Raw genomic sequence first — 18,382 nt, forward strand, 5'->3', positions numbered from 1 at the left:
GAATTTCCCATATCTTGTATGGTTGAATCTTTTATCAACTACATCTAGTATTCTCTTTAGAAAGACATACACTCTATGACGCGTTAACTCGCGCCGTTTTCTCATTCTAAATGGAAATACGAATCATGAGCATTATTATTTACACTCGTAACGATTGTGTTCAGTGCCACGCCACCAAACGGGCGATGGAGAGCCGAGGCGTGGCGTTTGAGATGGTAAATATCGACCTGGTGCCCGATGCCGCGGATACCCTGCGCGAACAGGGATTTCGTCAGCTTCCGGTGGTGGTTGCCGGTGATACCAGCTGGTCTGGCTTTCGCCCGGACATGATTAACCGCCTGAGCGCTCAGGCCACGCGTGCATGAGTGGGCTGGTCTTCTTCTCCAGCAGCTCAGAAAACACGCTGCGCTTTATTGAGCGCCTCGGGCTGCCAGCGGTGCGTATTCCGCTCAACGAGCGGGAGCGCATTCAGGTAGACGAACCTTACATTCTGGTGGTGCCCAGCTATGGCGGCGGCGGTACGGCAGGAGCAGTACCTCGCCAGGTGATCCGCTTTCTGAACGATCCTCATAACCGGGTACTGATTCGGGGCGTGATCGCGGCGGGCAATCGTAATTTTGGCGATGCCTTTGGCCGCGCCGGGGATGTCATCTCTCGAAAATGCGGCGTGCCGTATCTCTATCGTTTTGAACTGATGGGGACACAGCAGGACGTAGAAAACGTGCGTAAAGGAGTGAACGAATTTTGGCAACGACAACCGCAGAACGGGTAATTCAGGCGACGCCGGACTACCACGCATTAAACGCGATGCTTAACCTCTATGACCGGGAGGGGCGCATTCAGTTTGGCAAAGATCGCGAGGCGGTAGAGGCTTTTTTCGCCGTCCACGTGCGGCCCAACAGCGTGACGTTTTCAAGCCAGAATGAACGTCTCGACTATCTGGTTAACGAGGGCTACTACGAGGAGCGCGTCCTGGCCCGCTACGATCGTCCCTTCGTGGTAAGACTGTTTGAACGTGCGCACGCCAGCGGTTTTCGCTTCCAGACGTTTCTTGGCGCATGGAAGTATTACACCAGCTACACCCTGAAAACCTTCGACGGCAAACGCTACCTGGAAAGCTTTGAAGATCGCACCGTGATGGTGGCCCTGACGCTGGCCCAGGGCGATGAAGCGCTGGCTGAACGGCTGACGGAGGAGATCCTCTCCGGCCGCTTCCAGCCCGCTACGCCCACCTTCCTCAACTGCGGCAAGGCCCAGCGCGGCGAGCTGGTCTCCTGCTTCCTGCTGCGCATCGAAGACAATATGGAGTCGATTGGCCGTGCGGTGAACTCGGCGCTGCAGCTTTCCAAACGCGGCGGCGGCGTGGCGTTTCTGCTCTCGAACCTGCGGGAAGCGGGCGCGCCGATCAAGCGCATCGAAAACCAGTCCTCGGGCGTGATCCCGGTGATGAAGATGCTGGAAGATGCCTTCTCCTACGCCAACCAGCTTGGCGCACGCCAGGGGGCGGGGGCGGTTTACCTGCACGCGCACCACCCGGACATCCTGCGTTTTCTCGATACCAAGCGCGAAAACGCCGACGAAAAAATCCGCATCAAAACCCTGTCGCTCGGCGTGACGATCCCGGATATCACGTTTAAGCTGGCCAAAGAGAATGCCGACATGGCGCTCTTCTCGCCGTATGACGTGGAGCGTATCTACGGCAAAGCGTTTGGCGACGTGGCGATAAGCGAGCTTTATGACGAGCTGGTTGCAGACGATCGCATCCGCAAGAAATACATCAACGCCCGCGATTTCTTCCAGACGCTTGCGGAAATTCAGTTTGAATCCGGCTATCCGTACATCATGTACGAGGATACGGTAAACCGCGCCAATCCGATTGCCGGGCGCATTAACATGAGCAACCTGTGCTCGGAAATTTTGCAGGTCAACAGCGCCTCCGCTTACGACGAAAACCTGGACTACGCGGAGATCGGCAAAGATATCTCCTGCAACCTCGGGTCGCTGAATATTGCCCACACCATGGATTCGCCGGATTTTGGCCGCACGGTGGAGACCGCCGTTCGCGGGCTAACGGCGGTATCGGACATGAGCCACATCCGCAGCGTGCCGTCCATCGAGGCGGGCAACGCCGCGTCGCACGCCATCGGCCTGGGGCAGATGAACCTGCACGGCTATCTGGCACGGGAAGGCATCGCCTACGGCAGCCCGGAAGGGCTGGATTTCACGAATCTCTATTTCTACACCGTCACCTGGCATGCGCTGCATACCTCAATGATGCTGGCGCGCGAGCGCAACCAGCGGTTCGCAGGCTTTGAGCAGTCGCGCTACGCCAGCGGGGCGTATTTCAGCCAGTATCTGGAAGGCGACTGGCAGCCGAAAACCGAAAAAGTGCGCGCGCTGTTTGACCGCGCCGGCATTACCCTGCCGACGCGCGAGATGTGGCAGCAGCTGCGCGACGACGTGATGCGCTACGGCATTTATAACCAGAACCTGCAGGCGGTGCCGCCAACCGGTTCGATTTCCTACATCAACCACGCCACGTCGAGCATTCACCCGATCGTGTCGAAGATTGAGATTCGTAAGGAAGGCAAAACCGGACGCGTCTACTACCCTGCCCCGTTTATGACCAATGAGAACCTGGCGCTGTACCAGGACGCGTACGAGATCGGCCCGGAGAAAATCATTGATACCTACGCCGAGGCCACGAAGCACGTTGACCAGGGGCTGTCGCTGACGCTCTTCTTCCCGGACACCGCCACCACGCGGGATATCAACAAAGCGCAGATTTACGCCTGGAAGAAAGGCATCAAAACGCTGTACTACATTCGCCTGCGCCAGCTTGCGCTGGAAGGCACCGAAATCGAAGGCTGCGTGTCCTGCGCGCTGTAAGGAGAAAGGATGAAACTGTCACGCGTGAGTGCCGTTAACTGGAACAAGATTCAGGACGATAAAGACCTGGAGGTGTGGAACCGCCTGACCAGCAACTTCTGGCTGCCGGAAAAGGTGCCGCTCTCCAATGATATTCCAGCCTGGCAGACGCTGAGCCACGCCGAACAGCAGCTGACGATCCGCGTCTTTACCGGCCTGACGCTGCTGGACACTATTCAGAATACCGTGGGTGCACCCGCTCTGATGAGCGACGCGCTGACGCCGCACGAAGAGGCGGTAATGTCGAATATCAGCTTTATGGAGGCGGTACATGCCCGCTCCTACAGTTCGATTTTCTCGACGCTGTGCCAGACCAAAGACGTGGACGCGGCCTACGCCTGGAGCGAAGAGAGCGCGTCATTACAGCGCAAGGCGGAGCTGGTGCTGGAGTATTACCGCGCCGACGAGCCGCTGAAGAAGAAGATCGCCAGCGTGTTCCTGGAATCCTTTCTCTTCTATTCCGGCTTCTGGCTGCCCATGTACTGGTCGAGCCGGGGCAAGCTCACCAACACCGCCGATTTGATTCGCCTCATTATCCGTGACGAGGCGGTGCACGGGTATTACATCGGCTATAAGTATCAGAAAGGGCTGGAGAAAGTCAGCCCGGAAAAACGCGAGGAACTCAAAGGTTTCGCCCTCGATTTGCTGATGGATCTGTATGACAACGAGTTGAGCTATACCGAAGAGCTGTACGCCGGAACGGGCTGGGAAGAGGACGTGAAGGCGTTTCTCTGCTACAACGCGAACAAAGCGCTGATGAACCTGGGCTACGACGCGCTTTTCCCGCCGGAGATGGCGGAGGTAAACCCGGCGATCCTCGCGGCGCTGTCGCCCAATGCGGACGAAAACCACGATTTCTTCTCCGGGTCCGGATCGTCGTACGTGATGGGTAAAGCGGTGGAGACAGAAGATGAGGATTGGGATTTTTAATGTATGAATTAACGTTCATTAATTAAATATAAATCTCATTATTTCCATACCACTATTTCTCCAGGCACTACACTGTAATTTCCCCGTCATATTCGCCTGAATCACACCGATTCAGGCGAATTTCCCGACGCAGCAGCAAAAAATTGAGAAAAATTCAAACCGCCCTCAGCCCTTTATTCATGGGAAATTCAGCCGTTTCGCTTGCAGCAAAATTCCGGCGTCAGGCCAACTCAGGGTTGTCTCAGATTCTCAGTATGTTAGGGTTATGCCCGTTAACAATTTACCATGGTAATCATATCGACATAAACAAATAACAGGACACTCTCTATTGCATGGCAATTAAATTAGAAGTGAAAAATCTTTATAAAATATTTGGCGAGCACCCGCAGCGCGCATTCAAATATATTGAGAAAGGCCTTTCGAAAGAGCAAATTCTGGAAAAAACCGGGCTGTCGCTTGGCGTTAAAGACGCCAGTCTGGCCATTGAAGAAGGCGAGATTTTTGTCATCATGGGGTTATCCGGTTCGGGTAAATCCACTATGGTTCGCCTTCTCAATCGCCTGATTGAACCCACCCGCGGACAGGTGCTGATTGACGGCGTGGATATCGCCAGAATCTCAGACGCAGAACTCCGCGAGGTGCGCAGAAAGAAGATCGCAATGGTGTTTCAGTCATTCGCGCTGATGCCGCATATGACGGTGCTCGATAATACCGCCTTCGGTATGGAATTAGCCGGCACGCCTGCTCAGGAACGTCAGGAAAAAGCCCTGGATGCTTTGCGTCAGGTTGGGCTGGAAAATTACGCTCATGCCTACCCGGACGAGCTTTCGGGCGGGATGCGTCAGCGCGTTGGATTAGCCCGCGCGTTAGCCATTAATCCAGACATATTATTAATGGATGAAGCCTTTTCAGCCCTCGATCCTTTAATTCGCACCGAGATGCAGGATGAGCTGGTAAAATTACAGGCCAAACACCAGCGCACCATTGTCTTTATTTCTCACGATCTCGATGAAGCCATGCGTATTGGCGACCGCATTGCCATTATGCAAAATGGCGAAGTGGTGCAGGTCGGCACGCCGGATGAAATTCTGAATAATCCGGCGAATGATTACGTGCGCACCTTCTTCCGCGGCGTGGATATTAGCCAGGTATTTAGCGCGAAAGATATTGCCCGCCGAACGCCAAACGGCATTATTCGAAAAACGCCAGGCTTCGGCCCGCGCTCCGCGCTGAAGCTGTTGCAGGATGAAGACCGTGAATACGGTTATCTGGTTGAACGCGGCAATAAATTTGTCGGCGTTGTCTCCATCGACTCTCTGAAAACCGCCCTGAGCGAAAATCAGGGAATCGATGCGGCGTTGATTGACGCTCCGCTTGCCGTGGATGCCGAAACGCCGCTTAGCGAGTTGCTCTCTCACGTGGGTCAGGCGCCTTGCGCCGTGCCGGTTGTCGGTGAAGAACAACAGTACGTTGGCATCATCTCAAAACGGATGCTGCTACAGGCTTTAGATCGCGAGGGGGCAAACAATGGCTGATCAATCAAACCCATGGGGTACCACTGAAGCTGCGGACAGCGCGGCGCAATCTGCCGATGCGTGGGGTTCCACGCCCGCACCTGCCGACGGCGGCGGCGCGGCGGACTGGCTCAACAGCGCACCCGCGCCTGCGCCAGAGCATTTCAATATTATGGATCCGTTCCACAAGACGCTGATCCCGCTGGACAGCTGGGTAACAGAGGGGATCGACTGGGTCGTTACCCATTTCCGCCCGGTGTTCCAGGGGATCCGCATCCCGGTGGATTACATCCTGAACGGCTTCCAGCAGCTGATGCTGGGCATGCCGGCGCCCGTGGCGATAATCCTGTTCTCGCTGATCGCGTGGCAGTTCGGTAGCGCGGGTATGGGCGTCGCCACGCTGATCTCCCTGATCGCCATCGGCGCGATTGGCGCGTGGTCTCAGGCGATGATTACCCTGGCGCTGGTGCTGACCGCCCTGCTCTTCTGCATTGTCATCGGCCTGCCGATGGGGATCTGGCTGGCGCGCAGCCCGCGGGCGGCGAAGATTATTCGTCCCCTGCTGGATGCGATGCAGACCACCCCGGCGTTCGTCTATCTGGTGCCTATCGTGATGCTGTTCGGCATCGGCAACGTGCCAGGCGTGGTGGTGACCATTATCTTCGCCCTGCCGCCGATTATTCGCCTGACGATCCTGGGGATTAACCAGGTGCCAGCGGATCTGATTGAGGCCTCGCGCTCGTTCGGCGCCAGCCCGCGTCAGATGCTGTTTAAGGTTCAGCTTCCGCTGGCGATGCCGACCATTATGGCGGGCGTTAACCAGACGCTGATGCTGGCGCTGTCTATGGTGGTGATCGCCTCGATGATCGCCGTTGGCGGTCTCGGCCAGATGGTGCTGCGCGGTATTGGCCGTCTCGACATGGGGCTGGCGACCGTCGGCGGCGTCGGGATTGTGATCCTCGCCATTATTCTTGACCGCCTGACCCAGGCTGTCGGTCGTGATTCACGCAGTCGCGGCAACCGTCGCTGGTACACCACCGGCCCTGTCGGGTTACTGACCCGCCCATTTACAAAATAAGGAACAACGATGCGACATAACGTACTTTTTGCCACAGCGTTTGCCACCCTTGTCTCCACCAGCGCGTTTGCCGCTGACCTGCCGGGCAAAGGCATTACCGTGCAGCCGGTGCAGAGCACCATTTCGGAAGAGAGCTTCCAGACCCTGATCGTCAGCCGCGCGCTGGAGAAGCTGGGCTATACGGTCAACACGCCGAGCGAAGTGGATTACAACGTGGGCTACACCTCGATTGCCTCCGGTGATGCCACCTTTACCGCCGTGAACTGGCAGCCGCTGCATGACGACATGTATGCCGCCGCAGGTGGCGATAAGAAATTCTATCGCGAAGGCACCTTCGTGACCGGCGCGGCGCAGGGTTATCTGATCGACAAGAAAACCGCTGATAAGTACCACATCACCAATATTGAGCAGCTGAAAGATCCGAAGATCGCCAGACTGTTCGACACCAACGGTGACGGAAAGGCCGACATGATGGGCTGCTCGCCGGGCTGGGGCTGCGAAGCGGTGATTAACCACCAGAACAAAGCGTTCGATCTGGCGAAAACCGTCGACGTGAGCCACGGCAACTACTCCGCGATGATGGCCGACACCATTGCCCGCTTTAAAGAAGGCAAGCCGGTGATCTACTACACCTGGACGCCGTACTGGGTGAGCGACGTGCTGAAGCCGGGCAAAGACGTGGTGTGGTTACAGGTGCCCTTCTCCTCCCTGCCGGGCGAGCAGAAAGATATCGACACCAAACTGCCGAACGGCATGAACTATGGCTTCCCGGTGAACACCATGCACATCGTGGCGAACAAAGCCTGGGCGGAGAAAAACCCGGCTGCGGCGAAGCTGTTCTCGGTGATGAAGCTGCCGCTGGCGGACATCAACGCCCAGAATGCGATGATGCACGCGGGCAAATCCTCTGAGGCGGATGTTAAAGGCCACGTGGATGGCTGGATCAAAGCCCACCAGCAGCAGTTTGATGGCTGGGTGAAAGAGGCGCTTGCGGCGCAGAAGTAAAAACACAACACAACCTTACCCCTCACCCCGGACCGTACACCCCTCTGGGGAGAGGGTTAGGGTGAGGGGATTAACCGCACAAACACACACATAACAATCCCCCAACATTCACAATCATTAGCTATTATGGTTTCCGGAAAAATAATCACTTAACTCACGATTCCTGAAACTAATGACAAAAACATCTCAGGGGCTTAGCCCCGCACTCATCCTTTTAATGTCCGTGGCAACGGGTCTGGCAGTCGCCAGCAACTATTACGCACAACCTCTGCTTGATACTATCGCGCGCGCCTTCGATCTTTCAGCCAGCTCCGCCGGCTTTATCGTCACCGCTGCGCAGCTCGGCTATGCGGCAGGGCTGCTGTTCCTGGTGCCATTGGGCGATATGTTTGAGCGCCGGATGCTTATCGTCTCTATGACGCTTCTGGCGGCAGGCGGCATGCTGATCACCGCCAGCAGCCAGTCGCTGACGATGATGATTGTCGGTACCGCGCTAACGGGGCTTTTCTCCGTCGTGGCGCAAATCCTGGTGCCTCTCGCCGCAACGCTCGCCTCGCCGGAAAAACGCGGCAAAGTGGTCGGCACTATTATGAGCGGCCTGCTGCTGGGCATTCTGCTGGCGCGAACCGTTGCCGGGCTGCTGGCAAGCCTCGGTGGCTGGCGCACCGTTTACTGGGTGGCGAGCGTATTGATGGTGGTGATGGCGCTGGCGCTGTGGCGCGGGCTGCCGAAGGTGAAGCAGGAGAACCACCTGAATTACCCACAGCTTCTGGCCTCCGTGTTTAGCCTGTTCACGCAGGATAAACTGCTGCGCACCCGCGCTCTGCTGGGGTGTTTAACCTTCGCCAACTTCAGCATTCTCTGGACGTCGATGGCGTTTCTGCTGGCAGCACCGCCGTTCAATTATTCCGAAGGGGTGATTGGTCTGTTCGGTCTGGCCGGTGCTGCCGGTGCATTGGGCGCTCGCCCGGCAGGCGGGCTGGCTGATAAAGGCAAATCGCACATGACCACGACAGCCGGACTGATTTTGCTCCTGCTCTCCTGGACGGCCATCTGGTATGGGCACGTCTCGGTGCTGGCGCTGATCGTCGGTATTCTGGTGCTCGATCTCACCGTACAGGGTGTTCACATCACCAACCAGACCGTGATTTACCGCGTGAAGCCCGAGGCGCGTAACCGCCTCACGGCCGGATACATGACCAGCTACTTCATTGGTGGTGCGGCGGGTTCGTTAATATCAGCGTCGGCGTGGCAGCATGCCGGCTGGTCAGGCGTGTGCGGGATAGGGGCACTCGTCGCCGCGCTTAACCTGGTTGTATGGTGGCGCGGCTATCATCGTCAGGAAGCAATTCATTAAGTTTTACATTGCTTTGGGCCTCTTAGGGTGTAAAGGGGCCCGGCAGTCTGTTAATGTAAACGTAATCATTTATCCCAGAAATTTTAATGTGGGTGACATATCTACAATTGGCATGAATAGTTCAGACCCCCGTCCCCACATCCTCTCTTCAGCGGGTTTATACCCTACGCTTTCTGTGCTCACCGGGTCACGGACTTACCCGGCGCTCTTTGATGGTGGCATTCGTTTGGCGGATATAACCGCACAAATAATTCATTTACATTATTTGTCACCATCGTTACTATATCGGCTGTAATTAATGAGGTTATGCCCAAAATGGATAGTTCGTTTACGCCCATTGAACAAATGCTTAAATTCCGCGCCAGTCGTCATGAGGACTTCCCGTATCAGGAAATCCTGCTGACCCGCCTGTGCATGCACATGCAGGGTAAGCTACTGGAAAATCGTAATAAAATGCTGAAAGCTCAAGGGATTAACGAGACGTTGTTTATGGCGTTGATTACGCTGGAGTCTCAGGAAAACCATAGCATTCAGCCTTCTGAGCTGAGCTGCGCGCTGGGATCGTCCCGTACCAATGCGACCCGTATTGCCGATGAGCTGGAAAAGCGCGGCTGGATTGAGCGCCGTGAAAGCGATAACGATCGCCGCTGCCTGCATCTGCAATTGACCGATAAAGGTCACCAGTTCCTGCGTGAGGTGCTGCCACCTCAGCACAATTGCCTGCACAAACTCTGGTCTGCCCTCAGTACTTCCGAGCGCGACCAGCTTGAGCATATCACTCGCAAGCTGCTCACCCGTCTGGACCAGATGGATGAAGAAGGCGCTGTTCTTGAGGCGCTGCGCTAACGCGACGACACGCTCAACAATCCAGATTTATATAAGAAAACCGACAGGCCAGCACGTCACACTGCTGGCCTTTCTGACAACAGGTCGGCTCAGCCGATGTGAAAATAAGAAGATCGTGGAGAACAACAATGAGCGCAAATGCGGAGAGCACTACCCCGCAGCAACCGGCCAATAAGAAAGGCAAACGTAAAAGTGCCCTTCTTCTGTTGACCTTGCTCTTTATTATTATTGCCGTGGCATATGGGATCTATTGGTTTTTAGTATTGCGTCATGCAGAAGAGACTGACGACGCATACGTGGCAGGGAACCAGGTACAGATTATGGCGCAGGTGTCGGGCAGCGTGACGAAAGTCTGGGCTGACAATACCGACTTTGTGCAAAAAGGCGATGTGTTGGTGACCCTCGATCCAACCGACGCCCAGCAGGCCTTTGAGAAAGCCCAGACCGCGCTGGCCTCCAGCGTCCGTCAGACCCGCCAGCTGATGATCAACAGTAAACAGCTGCAGGCCAACATCGACGTGCAGAAAACCGCACTCGCGCAGGCGCAGAGCGACCTGAACCGCCGTGTACCGCTCGGCACCGCTAACCTGATTGGCCGTGAAGAGCTGCAGCACGCGCGCGACGCGGTTGCCAGTGCCCAGGCACAGCTGGACGTGGCGATTCAACAGTACAACGCCAACCAGGCGATGGTGCTCGGCACCAGCCTCGAAAACCAGCCTGCCGTACAACAGGCGGCGACTGAAGTACGCAACGCATGGCTTGCCCTGCAGCGTACCAAAATCGTCAGCCCGATGACCGGCTACGTCTCCCGCCGTTCCGTCCAGCCAGGGGCGCAGATTAGCCCGACCACGCCGCTGATGGCGGTCGTGCCGGCAGACAACCTGTGGGTCGACGCCAACTTTAAAGAGACGCAGCTCGCTCATATGCGTATCGGCCAGACCGCAACCGTGGTCAGCGATATCTACGGCGATGACGTGAAGTACACCGGGAAAGTGGTGGGTCTGGATATGGGGACCGGCAGCGCCTTCTCCCTGCTGCCTGCGCAAAACGCCACCGGTAACTGGATTAAAGTGGTTCAGCGTCTGCCCGTGCGTATCGAGCTGGATGCCAAACAGCTGGCGGATCACCCGCTGCGTATCGGCCTCTCCACGCTTGTGACGGTCGATACCGCCAACCGCGACGGTCAGATCCTGGCAAGCCAGGTGCGTAGCAGCCCGGTTTATGAAAGTAACGCCCGTGAAATTAGCCTCGATCCGGTCAACAAACTGATCGATGACATCGTGAAGGCAAACGCCGGTTAAACCGAAGGTGAGCGTTATGCAACAGCAAAAGCCGCAAAAACCGCTGGAAGGCGCGCAGCTGGTCATTATGACCATTGCGCTGTCGCTGGCGACATTCATGCAGGTGCTGGACTCCACCATCGCAAACGTGGCGATCCCAACCATCGCCGGCAACCTTGGCTCGTCGCTGAGCCAGGGGACCTGGGTCATTACTTCGTTTGGGGTGGCAAACGCCATCTCCATCCCTATCACCGGCTGGCTGGCGAAGCGCGTCGGTGAGGTGAAGCTGTTCCTCTGGTCCACGGTAGCGTTTGTTCTTGCCTCCTGGGCGTGCGGCATGTCCAGCAGCCTGACGATGCTGATTTTCTTCCGCGTCATTCAGGGGATTGTCGCCGGGCCGCTGATCCCGCTGTCGCAGAGTTTGCTGCTGAGCAACTACCCCCCAGCAAAACGTTCGGTCGCGCTGGCGCTGTGGTCAATGACCGTTATCGTCGCGCCTATCTGCGGACCGATTCTGGGCGGGTACATCAGCGATAACTACCACTGGGGCTGGATCTTCTTTATCAACGTACCGATTGGCGCCGTCGTGGTATTGATGACGCTGCAGTCGCTGCGGGGACGAGAGACGCGCACCGAACAACGGCGTATCGACAGCATCGGGCTGGCGCTGCTGATCCTGGGTATCGGCAGTCTGCAGATCATGCTCGACCGCGGTAAAGAGCTCGACTGGTTCAACTCGCAGGAGATCATCATCCTGACCATTGTCGCGGTGGTGTCAATAAGCTTCCTGATTGTCTGGGAGCTGACGGACGACAACCCGATTGTCGATCTCTCGCTCTTCAAATCGCGAAACTTCACCATCGGCTGCCTGTGTATCAGCCTCGCCTATATGCTCTACTTCGGCGCGATTGTTCTGCTGCCGCAGCTGTTGCAGGAGGTGTATGGCTATACCGCGACCTGGGCGGGTCTGGCCTCAGCGCCCGTTGGGGTGATCCCGGTTCTGCTGTCGCCGATTATTGGCCGCTTCGCCCACAAGCTCGACATGCGTCGGCTGGTGACGTTCAGCTTCATTATGTACGCCGTGTGCTTCTACTGGCGCGCGTATACCTTTGAGCCGGGAATGGACTTTGGCGCCTCGGCGTGGCCGCAGTTCATTCAGGGCTTTGCGGTGGCGTGCTTCTTTATGCCGCTGACCACCATTACGCTCTCTGGCCTGCCGCCTGAGCGTCTGGCGGCGGCATCAAGCCTGTCGAACTTCACCCGTACGCTAGCGGGTTCCATCGGGACGTCGATCACCACCACCCTGTGGACCAACCGTGAATCGATGCACCACGCCCAGCTGACCGAAGCGGTGAACCCGTACAATCCGAATGCCCAGCAGATGTACAGTCAGCTTCAGGGCATGGGGATGACGGAGCAGCAGGCATCCGGCTGGATTGCCCAGCAGATCACCAACCAGGGGCTGATTATCTCGGCAAACGAGATTTTCTGGATATCGGCGGGGATCTTCATCGTCCTGCTGGGGCTGGTGTGGTTTGCCAGACCGCCGTTTGGCGCCGGTGGCGGCGGCGGAGGGGCGCACTAATTCGCGTTGTCCAGAACGCGACAGTGATTGTCAGTTTCGATAAAGCAGCGCTCCTGAAATCAATTCACGATAGTGAAAAGACAACAGGAGCGCATCATGCTGAATACACCCGCCGACAAATACCAGCCTTATCCCACCGTTTCATTGCCCGACCGCCGCTGGCCGGAGCAGACCATCACCCGCGCGCCGCGCTGGCTTTCGACAGACTTACGCGACGGCAACCAGGCGCTTGCCGAGCCGATGGACAGCGCGCGCAAGCTGCAATTCTGGGATTTGCTGCTGGGCTGCGGATTTAAAGAGATTGAGGTCGCCTTCCCGTCCGCCTCGCAGACCGACTTCAACTTTGTCCGCCAGCTTATCGAAGAGAACCGCATTCCGGATGACGTCACGATTCAGGTGTTAACACAGGCGCGGGAAGATCTCATCCATCGTACTTTTGAATCCCTGCGCGGCGCGAAGCAGGCCACCGTCCACCTGTATAACGCCACCGCCCCGCTGTTCCGCCGCCTGGTGTTCGGTATGGAGAAAGCGCAGATCGTCGAGCTGGCCACCCGCGCCACGCGGCTTATCCGCCAGCTTTGTGAAGAGAACCCTGAAACCCGCTGGCAGTACGAGTACTCCCCGGAAACCTTCTGCTTTACCGAGCCGGAGTTTGCGCTGGAGATTTGTGAAGCCGTGGCGGAGATCTGGCAGCCGTGCGATGAACGGCCAATGGTGATCAACTTACCCGCTACCGTCGAGGTCAGTACGCCGAACGTCTATGCCGACCAGATCGAGTATTTCTGCCGCCACTTCAGCCGCCGCCGCGACGTGTGCATCAGCGTGCATCCGCATAACGACCGCGGAACGGGCGTCGCCAGCGCGGAGCTGGCGGTGATGGCCGGGGCCGACCGCGTAGAGGGCTGCCTTTTTGGCAACGGCGAACGCACGGGCAACGTTTGCCTGGTAACGCTGGCGATGAACCTCTACAGCCAGGGCATTAGTCCCAATCTGGACTTTAGCGATATGAATCGGGTGGTCGAAACGGTAGAGGCCTGCAACCAGTTGCCTGTCCATCCGCGCCATCCGTGGGCAGGACGGCTGGCCTATACCGCCTTCTCCGGCTCGCACCAGGACGCCATCAAGAAAGGCTTTGATGCCCGCAGGCCTGGCGATCGCTGGGAGATGCCCTATCTGCCCGTCGATCCGCAGGACATCGGCTGCACCTACGAAGCGGTGATCCGCGTGAACAGCCAGTCAGGAAAAAGCGGCAGCGCCTGGCTTATTGAGCAAAACCACGGCCTGAAGCTGCCCCGCGCCCTGCAGCAGGATTTTAGCCAGCACGTGCAGCAGGAAACGGATCGCCACGGGAAAGAAATGACGCAGAACGCACTGTGGCAGCTTTTCCGCACCCGCTACGGGCTGGTAACGACGCCGCAGCTGGCGCTGCAATCCTACCGCAGCGACGGCCAGCAGGACGGCCAGCTGCGGCTGACGGCAAGCGTCGTCACGCAGGGGGGAACGCGCCAGCTGGAGGGTCAGGGCAACGGTCTGCTCTCCGCTGCCGCGCAGGGCCTGAGCCGCTGGGTCAACGCGCCGTTTGTGATTAAGGATTATCACGAACATACGCTGGGCGAACGCAGCGACAGCCGTTCGGTGGCCTATATCCGCTGCCTGTTCCAGGACGGCACCAGCAGTTGGGGCGTGGGCATTGACAGCGACGTGGCGCGCGCGTCGCTTCAGGCGCTGTTTAACGCGGTCAGTCGTTCTTAAAGTAATCGCTGGGAGAGATACCCATCGCCCGGCGGAACATCGCCGTAAAGGCGCTGTGGCTGCCGTATCCCAGATCCAGCGCCACGCGCAGCACCGGCTGGCCCTGAGCCAGCCGCACTAAGGCTTCCAGCAGGCGCGCCCTTCTCACCCACTCGCCGTAGCTTAACCCGGTCTGCTGCTGAAAATGGCGGTTCAGCGTACGCTCGCTCATTCCGAGCAAACTCGCGCTCTGTTGACCGCTCCAGCTTTCACCTGGTAACTGACGGATCTGCCGACACAGCTGGCGTAACGCTTCACTTTCCGGTTCCGGCAGGTGAAACGGCAGCACCGGCATGATGCGAATTTCATCCAGAATGAGCTCATACACGCGCTCGTCACGGCTTCCCGGCGAGTACGACTCCGGTAGCGTCAGGGAGGTGAGGATCAGCTCGCGCAGCAGCGGGGAGATCTGCACGATCTGACAGGTCGCCGGGAGATCGGCTCGCGCCAGCGGATCGATAAACAGCGTGCGGGCTGCAACGTTGCCGGTGATGCGAAGCGAGTGCTGTGTCCCCGCCGGTAGCCAGACGCCGCGCCCGGGCGGCACTACCCAGCAGCCGGATGCGGTATCGACCCGCACGACGCCCGTCAGGCTGTGCAGCAACTGCGCGCAGTCGTGCTCATGCCACGGCTCGCTATCGCCATGAGCATAATCATGCGAAAACGGCACAAGCGGGCGATGGGTAAAGGAGAAGGTGGTGGTTGTCGTCATGAGGATTGTAGGCCCGGCCAGCGAAGCGCCACCGGGCATCCACAGGCACAATACTAGATGTGCAGTTCCTGCAGTTTTTCTTTTGGCAGGGCCAGCTCTTCATTGCTGTTTACGCGAACGTCACGCTCGATGATGTGACGGGCAATTTCCTGGGCTTCTTCCAGAGAGTGCATCTGGTAAGTGCCGCACTGGTAAACGTTCAGCTCAGGGATCTGGTTCTGCTCTTTCACTTTCAGCACGTCTTCCATCGCCGCTTTCCACGCATCGGCGACGCGTTTCTCTTCAGGCTGACCAATCAGGCTCATGTAGAAGCCGGTACGGCAGCCCATCGGAGAGATGTCGATGATCTCAACACCGTTGCCGTTCAGGTGGTCACGCATGAAACCGGCGAACAGGTGTTCCAGGGTGTGAATGCCTTTCTCCGGCATCACTTCTTTATTCGGCACGCAGAAGCGCAGATCGAAGACGGTGATCGTGTCGCCGTGCGGGGTGTGCATGGTCTTCGCCACGCGGACTGCAGGTGCTTCCATACGGGTATGGTCGACAGTAAAGCTATCTAATAACGGCATACGTCACCTCCGATAGTGATTTTTTTTAAAATAAACTGAACTCTTCTACAGAATGCACGTCTGAGTATATGAAAGACGCGCATTTGTTATCATCATCCCTGAATTCAGAGATGTATATTTTGGCCACAGCGATGTGGCCTTTTTCTTTTCTGCTTAAGCCTGCTTCGCCAGAAACGCCTCAAACGACTCCGTATCCGCCGCTTCAACCTCTTTCTGACGCACCAGGGACGCGTCGCGCTCCGCGACAAAATCCGCTTCGCTCAGGATCTCTAACGGCTCCTGCATCAGCATCTCACGGTACTCCGCTGAGAGTGAACGCCCTGTGCCGCCAATCCCCTGCTCGATCATGGTGCGCAAAATGCGCGCAGAGAACGTCAGTTCCGGGTTATCAAAGCATTCCACCAGCTGGTCGCAAATCTGTTGATACGCGTCGCCGCCGTCGATGCTGTCCAGGGTGCGGGCAACACGCTTCAGGTCACGGAACAGATCCTTACCAACCTTAGCCAGCGGGAACTGCGCCGTTTCGCAGCCAATACCCAGCGTCAGACCCGGTTTACGGCCTTCCAGAATCACGCGGTTCCAGTTCGTGCGCGTACAAAGCAGTTCGTCTGAACTCATTTCCGGCGCATCCGCCAGCGCGCACCAGACCATAAACAGATCCAGGAAGCGAACCTGCTGCTCGTCAACGCCAATCGGTGAGAACGGGTTGATGTCCAGCGAGCGCACTTCAATGTATTCAATGCCGCCGCGCTGCAGCGCATCCGACGGCGTTTCACCGCTGCGCGTCACGCGCTTCGGACGAATTGGCGCATACAGTTCGTTTTCAATCTGCAATACGTTGCTGTTGATTTGCAGGCGCTTTCCGTCTTTTTCGAGGCCGATTTTCGCGTACTCTTCCGACGGAGTTTTAATCGCCCGCTTCAATCCTGCCACATATTCGTGCAATTCGTTAAACGTAATACCGAGATTGCTTTGCGATTTATTGGTATAGCCCAGATCGCTCATGCGCAGAGAAGTCGCGTACGGGAGATAGTACATTCCGCACTCGGTTTTTTCGAACGGCAGCGTGGTCGGTTTCCCCTGCAGGAACGATGAACAAATGGCAGGCGACGCGCCAAACAGATACGGAATCACCCAGCCAAAACGGTAATAGTTGCGGATCAGACGGAAATAACCGGCGGAGATCGCTTCTTTATCCGTATCTCCCCCCTTCGCCTGCCAGAACGCCATCGGCAAAGAGAAATTGTAGTGCACGCCAGAAATCGTCTGCATCAGCGCGCCGTAGCGATTTTTAAGACCTTCGCGATAGAGCGTTTTCAGCCGACCAATGTTTGACGTGCCGTACTGCGCCAGCTCAATCTCCTGGCCCTGCTCGATATAGCACGGCATGCTGAGCGGCCACATACGCTCATCGCCGAGATTGCGCGCGGTGTAGCGATGGATGTCGCGCAGGATCGTCAGCATATGATCAATATCGCCGTCCACCGGCGTAATGAACTCCAGCAGCGCTTCAGCGAAATCGGTTGTGATCCATTTATGTGTCAGCGCCGAGCCTAACGCCTTCGGGTGACCCGTCGTCGCTAAGCTACCGTCCGCGTTAACGCGCAGCGTTTCACGCTCAAGACCACGCTGAATACCCTTCAGAGCCTGAGGGTGGTTTTCCAGCCAGGCCAGCGCCTGAGATACGTCCGGGATCAAATTGACCTCCCGCCTGTCAAAGTAATGTTACTCAGCATAATTGTAATGGTTGACGATTGAAGGTCGCGTATTCATTCCACCAATTAGTGCCACCACGTCATACCCTGTAGTGTTGCCCACGCCACGAGAACATAGCGCAACGCCTTGCCAAGGCACAAAAAAAAGAGCACCGGTCCCCAGGAGATGCGCATCCATCCCGCCAGCAGACACAGTAAATCGCCTATTACAGGCATCCAGCTTAATAACAGCGTGGCAGCGCCATAGCGTTTTAGCCAGCCGACTGCCTTTTCCTGCCAGCGCGATTTTTCGCGCAGCGGAAAGAAACGCCCAAGAATAACGTTAGTCAGCCCTCCAAGGCTATTACCCATTGTTGCTATTAATACAAGCAGCCAGGGCTGACTCACGCCGGACAACAGCATCGCCACCAGTACCACTTCCGAATTTCCCGGTAACAGCGTGGCGCTTAGAAAACTGCTGGCGAATAATGAGGCAAGTGACAGCGCGTCACTCACAGTAAGCGCACATCCACCGCCGCCATTCCGGCATCACGCGCGGCCTGAATACCGAAGTCGGCATCTTCAAACACGACGCATTTTGCCGCCGGTACGCCCATTAATTCTGCGCAAAGCAGGAAGGTGTCCGGCGCGGGCTTGTGATTTTTAACATGATCGGCGGCCACCACGGCAGAAAAATAGTGGCGCAGGCCAAGATGGTTGAGCAACGCTTCTGCTATCGCGCTCTCGCTGCCCGTCCCGACAGACATCGGGCGACGCCCGTGCCACTCTTTTACCACATCAATCAGTGGCAGAGGGCGTACGGTATCTAAAAGCATGGCTTTTACCGCATCGGTTTTTTCACGCGCGAGAAGGTGTGGGTCGAGATCGGCCTGATTCAGTTCAATCACGGCCTGCGCAATACGCCAGGTTGGGGATCCGTTGAGGGCAATCATCGCCTGAAGGTCGAAACGCATGCCGTAGCGGCCAAGGACCTCGGTCCAGGCTTGACGATGCGTGGGTTCAGTATCCAGGAGGGTGCCATCCATGTCGAAGATCAAACCGTCATACTGTGCGTACATCGTGCTCTCGCTAA

The 18,382-nt window shown here is 57.1% G+C and carries 17 protein-coding genes; 12 read left to right on the plus strand and 5 right to left on the minus strand.

The features are described 5' to 3' along the window. Nucleotides 1–125 precede the first annotated feature (125 nt). The 12 genes from nrdH (at nucleotide 126) to leuA (ending at nucleotide 14,275) form a co-directional block, all read left to right on the plus strand. On the plus strand, nucleotides 126–365 hold the full coding sequence (gene nrdH, locus DG357_RS17710) for a glutaredoxin-like protein NrdH (RefSeq protein WP_041908533.1): 240 nt from the start codon (nucleotides 126–128) through the stop codon (nucleotides 363–365). Further along, nucleotides 362–772, plus strand: coding sequence for a class Ib ribonucleoside-diphosphate reductase assembly flavoprotein NrdI (nrdI, locus tag DG357_RS17715; RefSeq protein WP_045260890.1), 411 nt, complete (start codon nucleotides 362–364; stop codon nucleotides 770–772). The genes nrdH and nrdI overlap by 4 nt, the downstream gene beginning before the upstream one ends. Further along, nucleotides 745–2,889, plus strand: coding sequence for a class 1b ribonucleoside-diphosphate reductase subunit alpha (gene nrdE, locus DG357_RS17720; RefSeq protein WP_088204891.1), 2,145 nt, complete (start codon nucleotides 745–747; stop codon nucleotides 2,887–2,889). The genes nrdI and nrdE overlap by 28 nt, the downstream gene beginning before the upstream one ends. Nucleotides 2,890–2,898: 9 nt before the next feature. Beyond that, nucleotides 2,899–3,858 carry a class 1b ribonucleoside-diphosphate reductase subunit beta gene (gene nrdF / locus DG357_RS17725; protein WP_045260892.1) on the plus strand — a complete coding sequence of 320 codons (960 nt, stop codon included), beginning with the start codon at nucleotides 2,899–2,901 and terminating at the stop codon, nucleotides 3,856–3,858. Nucleotides 3,859–4,190: 332 nt separating this feature from the next. Then, on the plus strand, nucleotides 4,191–5,393 hold the full coding sequence (gene proV / locus DG357_RS17730; RefSeq protein ID WP_045260893.1) for a glycine betaine/L-proline ABC transporter ATP-binding protein ProV: 1,203 nt from the start codon (nucleotides 4,191–4,193) through the stop codon (nucleotides 5,391–5,393). After that, nucleotides 5,386–6,450: a glycine betaine/L-proline ABC transporter permease ProW gene (gene proW, locus DG357_RS17735; RefSeq protein WP_028014178.1), complete on the plus strand. Its 1,065-nt coding sequence runs from the start codon at nucleotides 5,386–5,388 to the stop codon at nucleotides 6,448–6,450. Before proV ends, proW begins: the two co-directional genes overlap by 8 nt. A 9-nt stretch (nucleotides 6,451–6,459) precedes the next feature. Then, entirely contained in the window at nucleotides 6,460–7,455 is a 996-nt protein-coding gene (proX, locus tag DG357_RS17740) for a glycine betaine/L-proline ABC transporter substrate-binding protein ProX (protein WP_045260894.1), read from the plus strand. A 172-nt stretch (nucleotides 7,456–7,627) separates the two neighbouring features. Then, complete coding sequence (locus tag DG357_RS17745; protein ID WP_088204892.1) at nucleotides 7,628–8,812, plus strand: MFS transporter; 1,185 nt, start codon at nucleotides 7,628–7,630, stop codon at nucleotides 8,810–8,812. A 315-nt stretch (nucleotides 8,813–9,127) separates the two neighbouring features. Beyond that, a complete protein-coding gene (gene mprA, locus DG357_RS17750) occupies nucleotides 9,128–9,658 on the plus strand; it encodes a transcriptional repressor MprA (protein WP_041911975.1) in 531 nt (176 codons plus the stop codon). Nucleotides 9,659–9,786: 128 nt separating this feature from the next. Continuing rightward, nucleotides 9,787–10,959 carry a multidrug efflux MFS transporter periplasmic adaptor subunit EmrA gene (gene emrA / locus DG357_RS17755; RefSeq protein WP_021241959.1) on the plus strand — a complete coding sequence of 391 codons (1,173 nt, stop codon included), beginning with the start codon at nucleotides 9,787–9,789 and terminating at the stop codon, nucleotides 10,957–10,959. A 16-nt stretch (nucleotides 10,960–10,975) separates the two neighbouring features. Continuing rightward, nucleotides 10,976–12,523 carry a multidrug efflux MFS transporter permease subunit EmrB gene (gene emrB, locus DG357_RS17760; protein ID WP_028014182.1) on the plus strand — a complete coding sequence of 516 codons (1,548 nt, stop codon included), beginning with the start codon at nucleotides 10,976–10,978 and terminating at the stop codon, nucleotides 12,521–12,523. A gap of 96 nt (nucleotides 12,524–12,619) precedes the next feature. After that, the gene (gene leuA, locus DG357_RS17765; protein WP_088204893.1) at nucleotides 12,620–14,275 is read left to right on the plus strand and encodes a 2-isopropylmalate synthase; all 1,656 of its coding nucleotides are present in this window, start codon (nucleotides 12,620–12,622) and stop codon (nucleotides 14,273–14,275) included. Here the strand turns inward: leuA and DG357_RS17770 are convergent. The 5 genes from DG357_RS17770 to yqaB all read right to left on the minus strand — a co-directional run bounded on the left by DG357_RS17770 (nucleotide 14,262) and on the right by yqaB (nucleotide 18,368). Beyond that, a complete protein-coding gene (locus tag DG357_RS17770; protein ID WP_060572370.1) occupies nucleotides 14,262–15,026 on the minus strand; it encodes an AraC family transcriptional regulator in 765 nt (254 codons plus the stop codon). The two genes, leuA and DG357_RS17770, sit on opposite strands and share 14 nt — an antisense overlap. A gap of 53 nt (nucleotides 15,027–15,079) precedes the next feature. Beyond that, nucleotides 15,080–15,595 carry an S-ribosylhomocysteine lyase gene (luxS, locus tag DG357_RS17775; protein ID WP_008499539.1) on the minus strand — a complete coding sequence of 172 codons (516 nt, stop codon included), beginning with the start codon at nucleotides 15,593–15,595 and terminating at the stop codon, nucleotides 15,080–15,082. Nucleotides 15,596–15,748: 153 nt separating this feature from the next. Next, complete coding sequence (gene gshA / locus DG357_RS17780) at nucleotides 15,749–17,293, minus strand: glutamate--cysteine ligase (protein WP_045260896.1); 1,545 nt, start codon at nucleotides 17,291–17,293, stop codon at nucleotides 15,749–15,751. A gap of 83 nt (nucleotides 17,294–17,376) precedes the next feature. After that, a complete protein-coding gene (locus DG357_RS17785; RefSeq protein WP_008499541.1) occupies nucleotides 17,377–17,805 on the minus strand; it encodes a YqaA family protein in 429 nt (142 codons plus the stop codon). Further along, on the minus strand, nucleotides 17,802–18,368 hold the full coding sequence (gene yqaB, locus DG357_RS17790) for a fructose-1-phosphate/6-phosphogluconate phosphatase (protein WP_045260897.1): 567 nt from the start codon (nucleotides 18,366–18,368) through the stop codon (nucleotides 17,802–17,804). The genes DG357_RS17785 and yqaB overlap by 4 nt, the downstream gene beginning before the upstream one ends. Nucleotides 18,369–18,382: the final 14 nt, after the last annotated feature.

The sequence above is a fragment of the Enterobacter bugandensis genome (assembly GCF_900324475.1).
Taxonomy (GTDB): domain Bacteria; phylum Pseudomonadota; class Gammaproteobacteria; order Enterobacterales; family Enterobacteriaceae; genus Enterobacter; species Enterobacter bugandensis.

Bases quoted from the DNA above. Each gene is read 5' to 3' on its own strand.
- nrdH (WP_041908533.1), top strand. From the start codon at position 126: ATGAGCATTATTATTTACACTCGTAACGATTGTGTTCAGTGCCACGCC.
- nrdI (WP_045260890.1), top strand. From the start codon at position 362: ATGAGTGGGCTGGTCTTCTTCTCCAGCAGCTCAGAAAACACGCTGCGC.
- nrdF (WP_045260892.1), top strand. From the start codon at position 2,899: ATGAAACTGTCACGCGTGAGTGCCGTTAACTGGAACAAGATTCAGGAC.
- proV (WP_045260893.1), top strand. From the start codon at position 4,191: ATGGCAATTAAATTAGAAGTGAAAAATCTTTATAAAATATTTGGCGAG.
- proW (WP_028014178.1), top strand. From the start codon at position 5,386: ATGGCTGATCAATCAAACCCATGGGGTACCACTGAAGCTGCGGACAGC.
- proX (WP_045260894.1), top strand. From the start codon at position 6,460: ATGCGACATAACGTACTTTTTGCCACAGCGTTTGCCACCCTTGTCTCC.
- DG357_RS17745 (WP_088204892.1), top strand. From the start codon at position 7,628: ATGACAAAAACATCTCAGGGGCTTAGCCCCGCACTCATCCTTTTAATG.
- mprA (WP_041911975.1), top strand. From the start codon at position 9,128: ATGGATAGTTCGTTTACGCCCATTGAACAAATGCTTAAATTCCGCGCC.
- emrA (WP_021241959.1), top strand. From the start codon at position 9,787: ATGAGCGCAAATGCGGAGAGCACTACCCCGCAGCAACCGGCCAATAAG.
- emrB (WP_028014182.1), top strand. From the start codon at position 10,976: ATGCAACAGCAAAAGCCGCAAAAACCGCTGGAAGGCGCGCAGCTGGTC.
- leuA (WP_088204893.1), top strand. From the start codon at position 12,620: ATGCTGAATACACCCGCCGACAAATACCAGCCTTATCCCACCGTTTCA.
- DG357_RS17770 (WP_060572370.1), bottom strand. From the start codon at position 15,026: ATGACGACAACCACCACCTTCTCCTTTACCCATCGCCCGCTTGTGCCG.
- luxS (WP_008499539.1), bottom strand. From the start codon at position 15,595: ATGCCGTTATTAGATAGCTTTACTGTCGACCATACCCGTATGGAAGCA.
- yqaB (WP_045260897.1), bottom strand. From the start codon at position 18,368: ATGTACGCACAGTATGACGGTTTGATCTTCGACATGGATGGCACCCTC.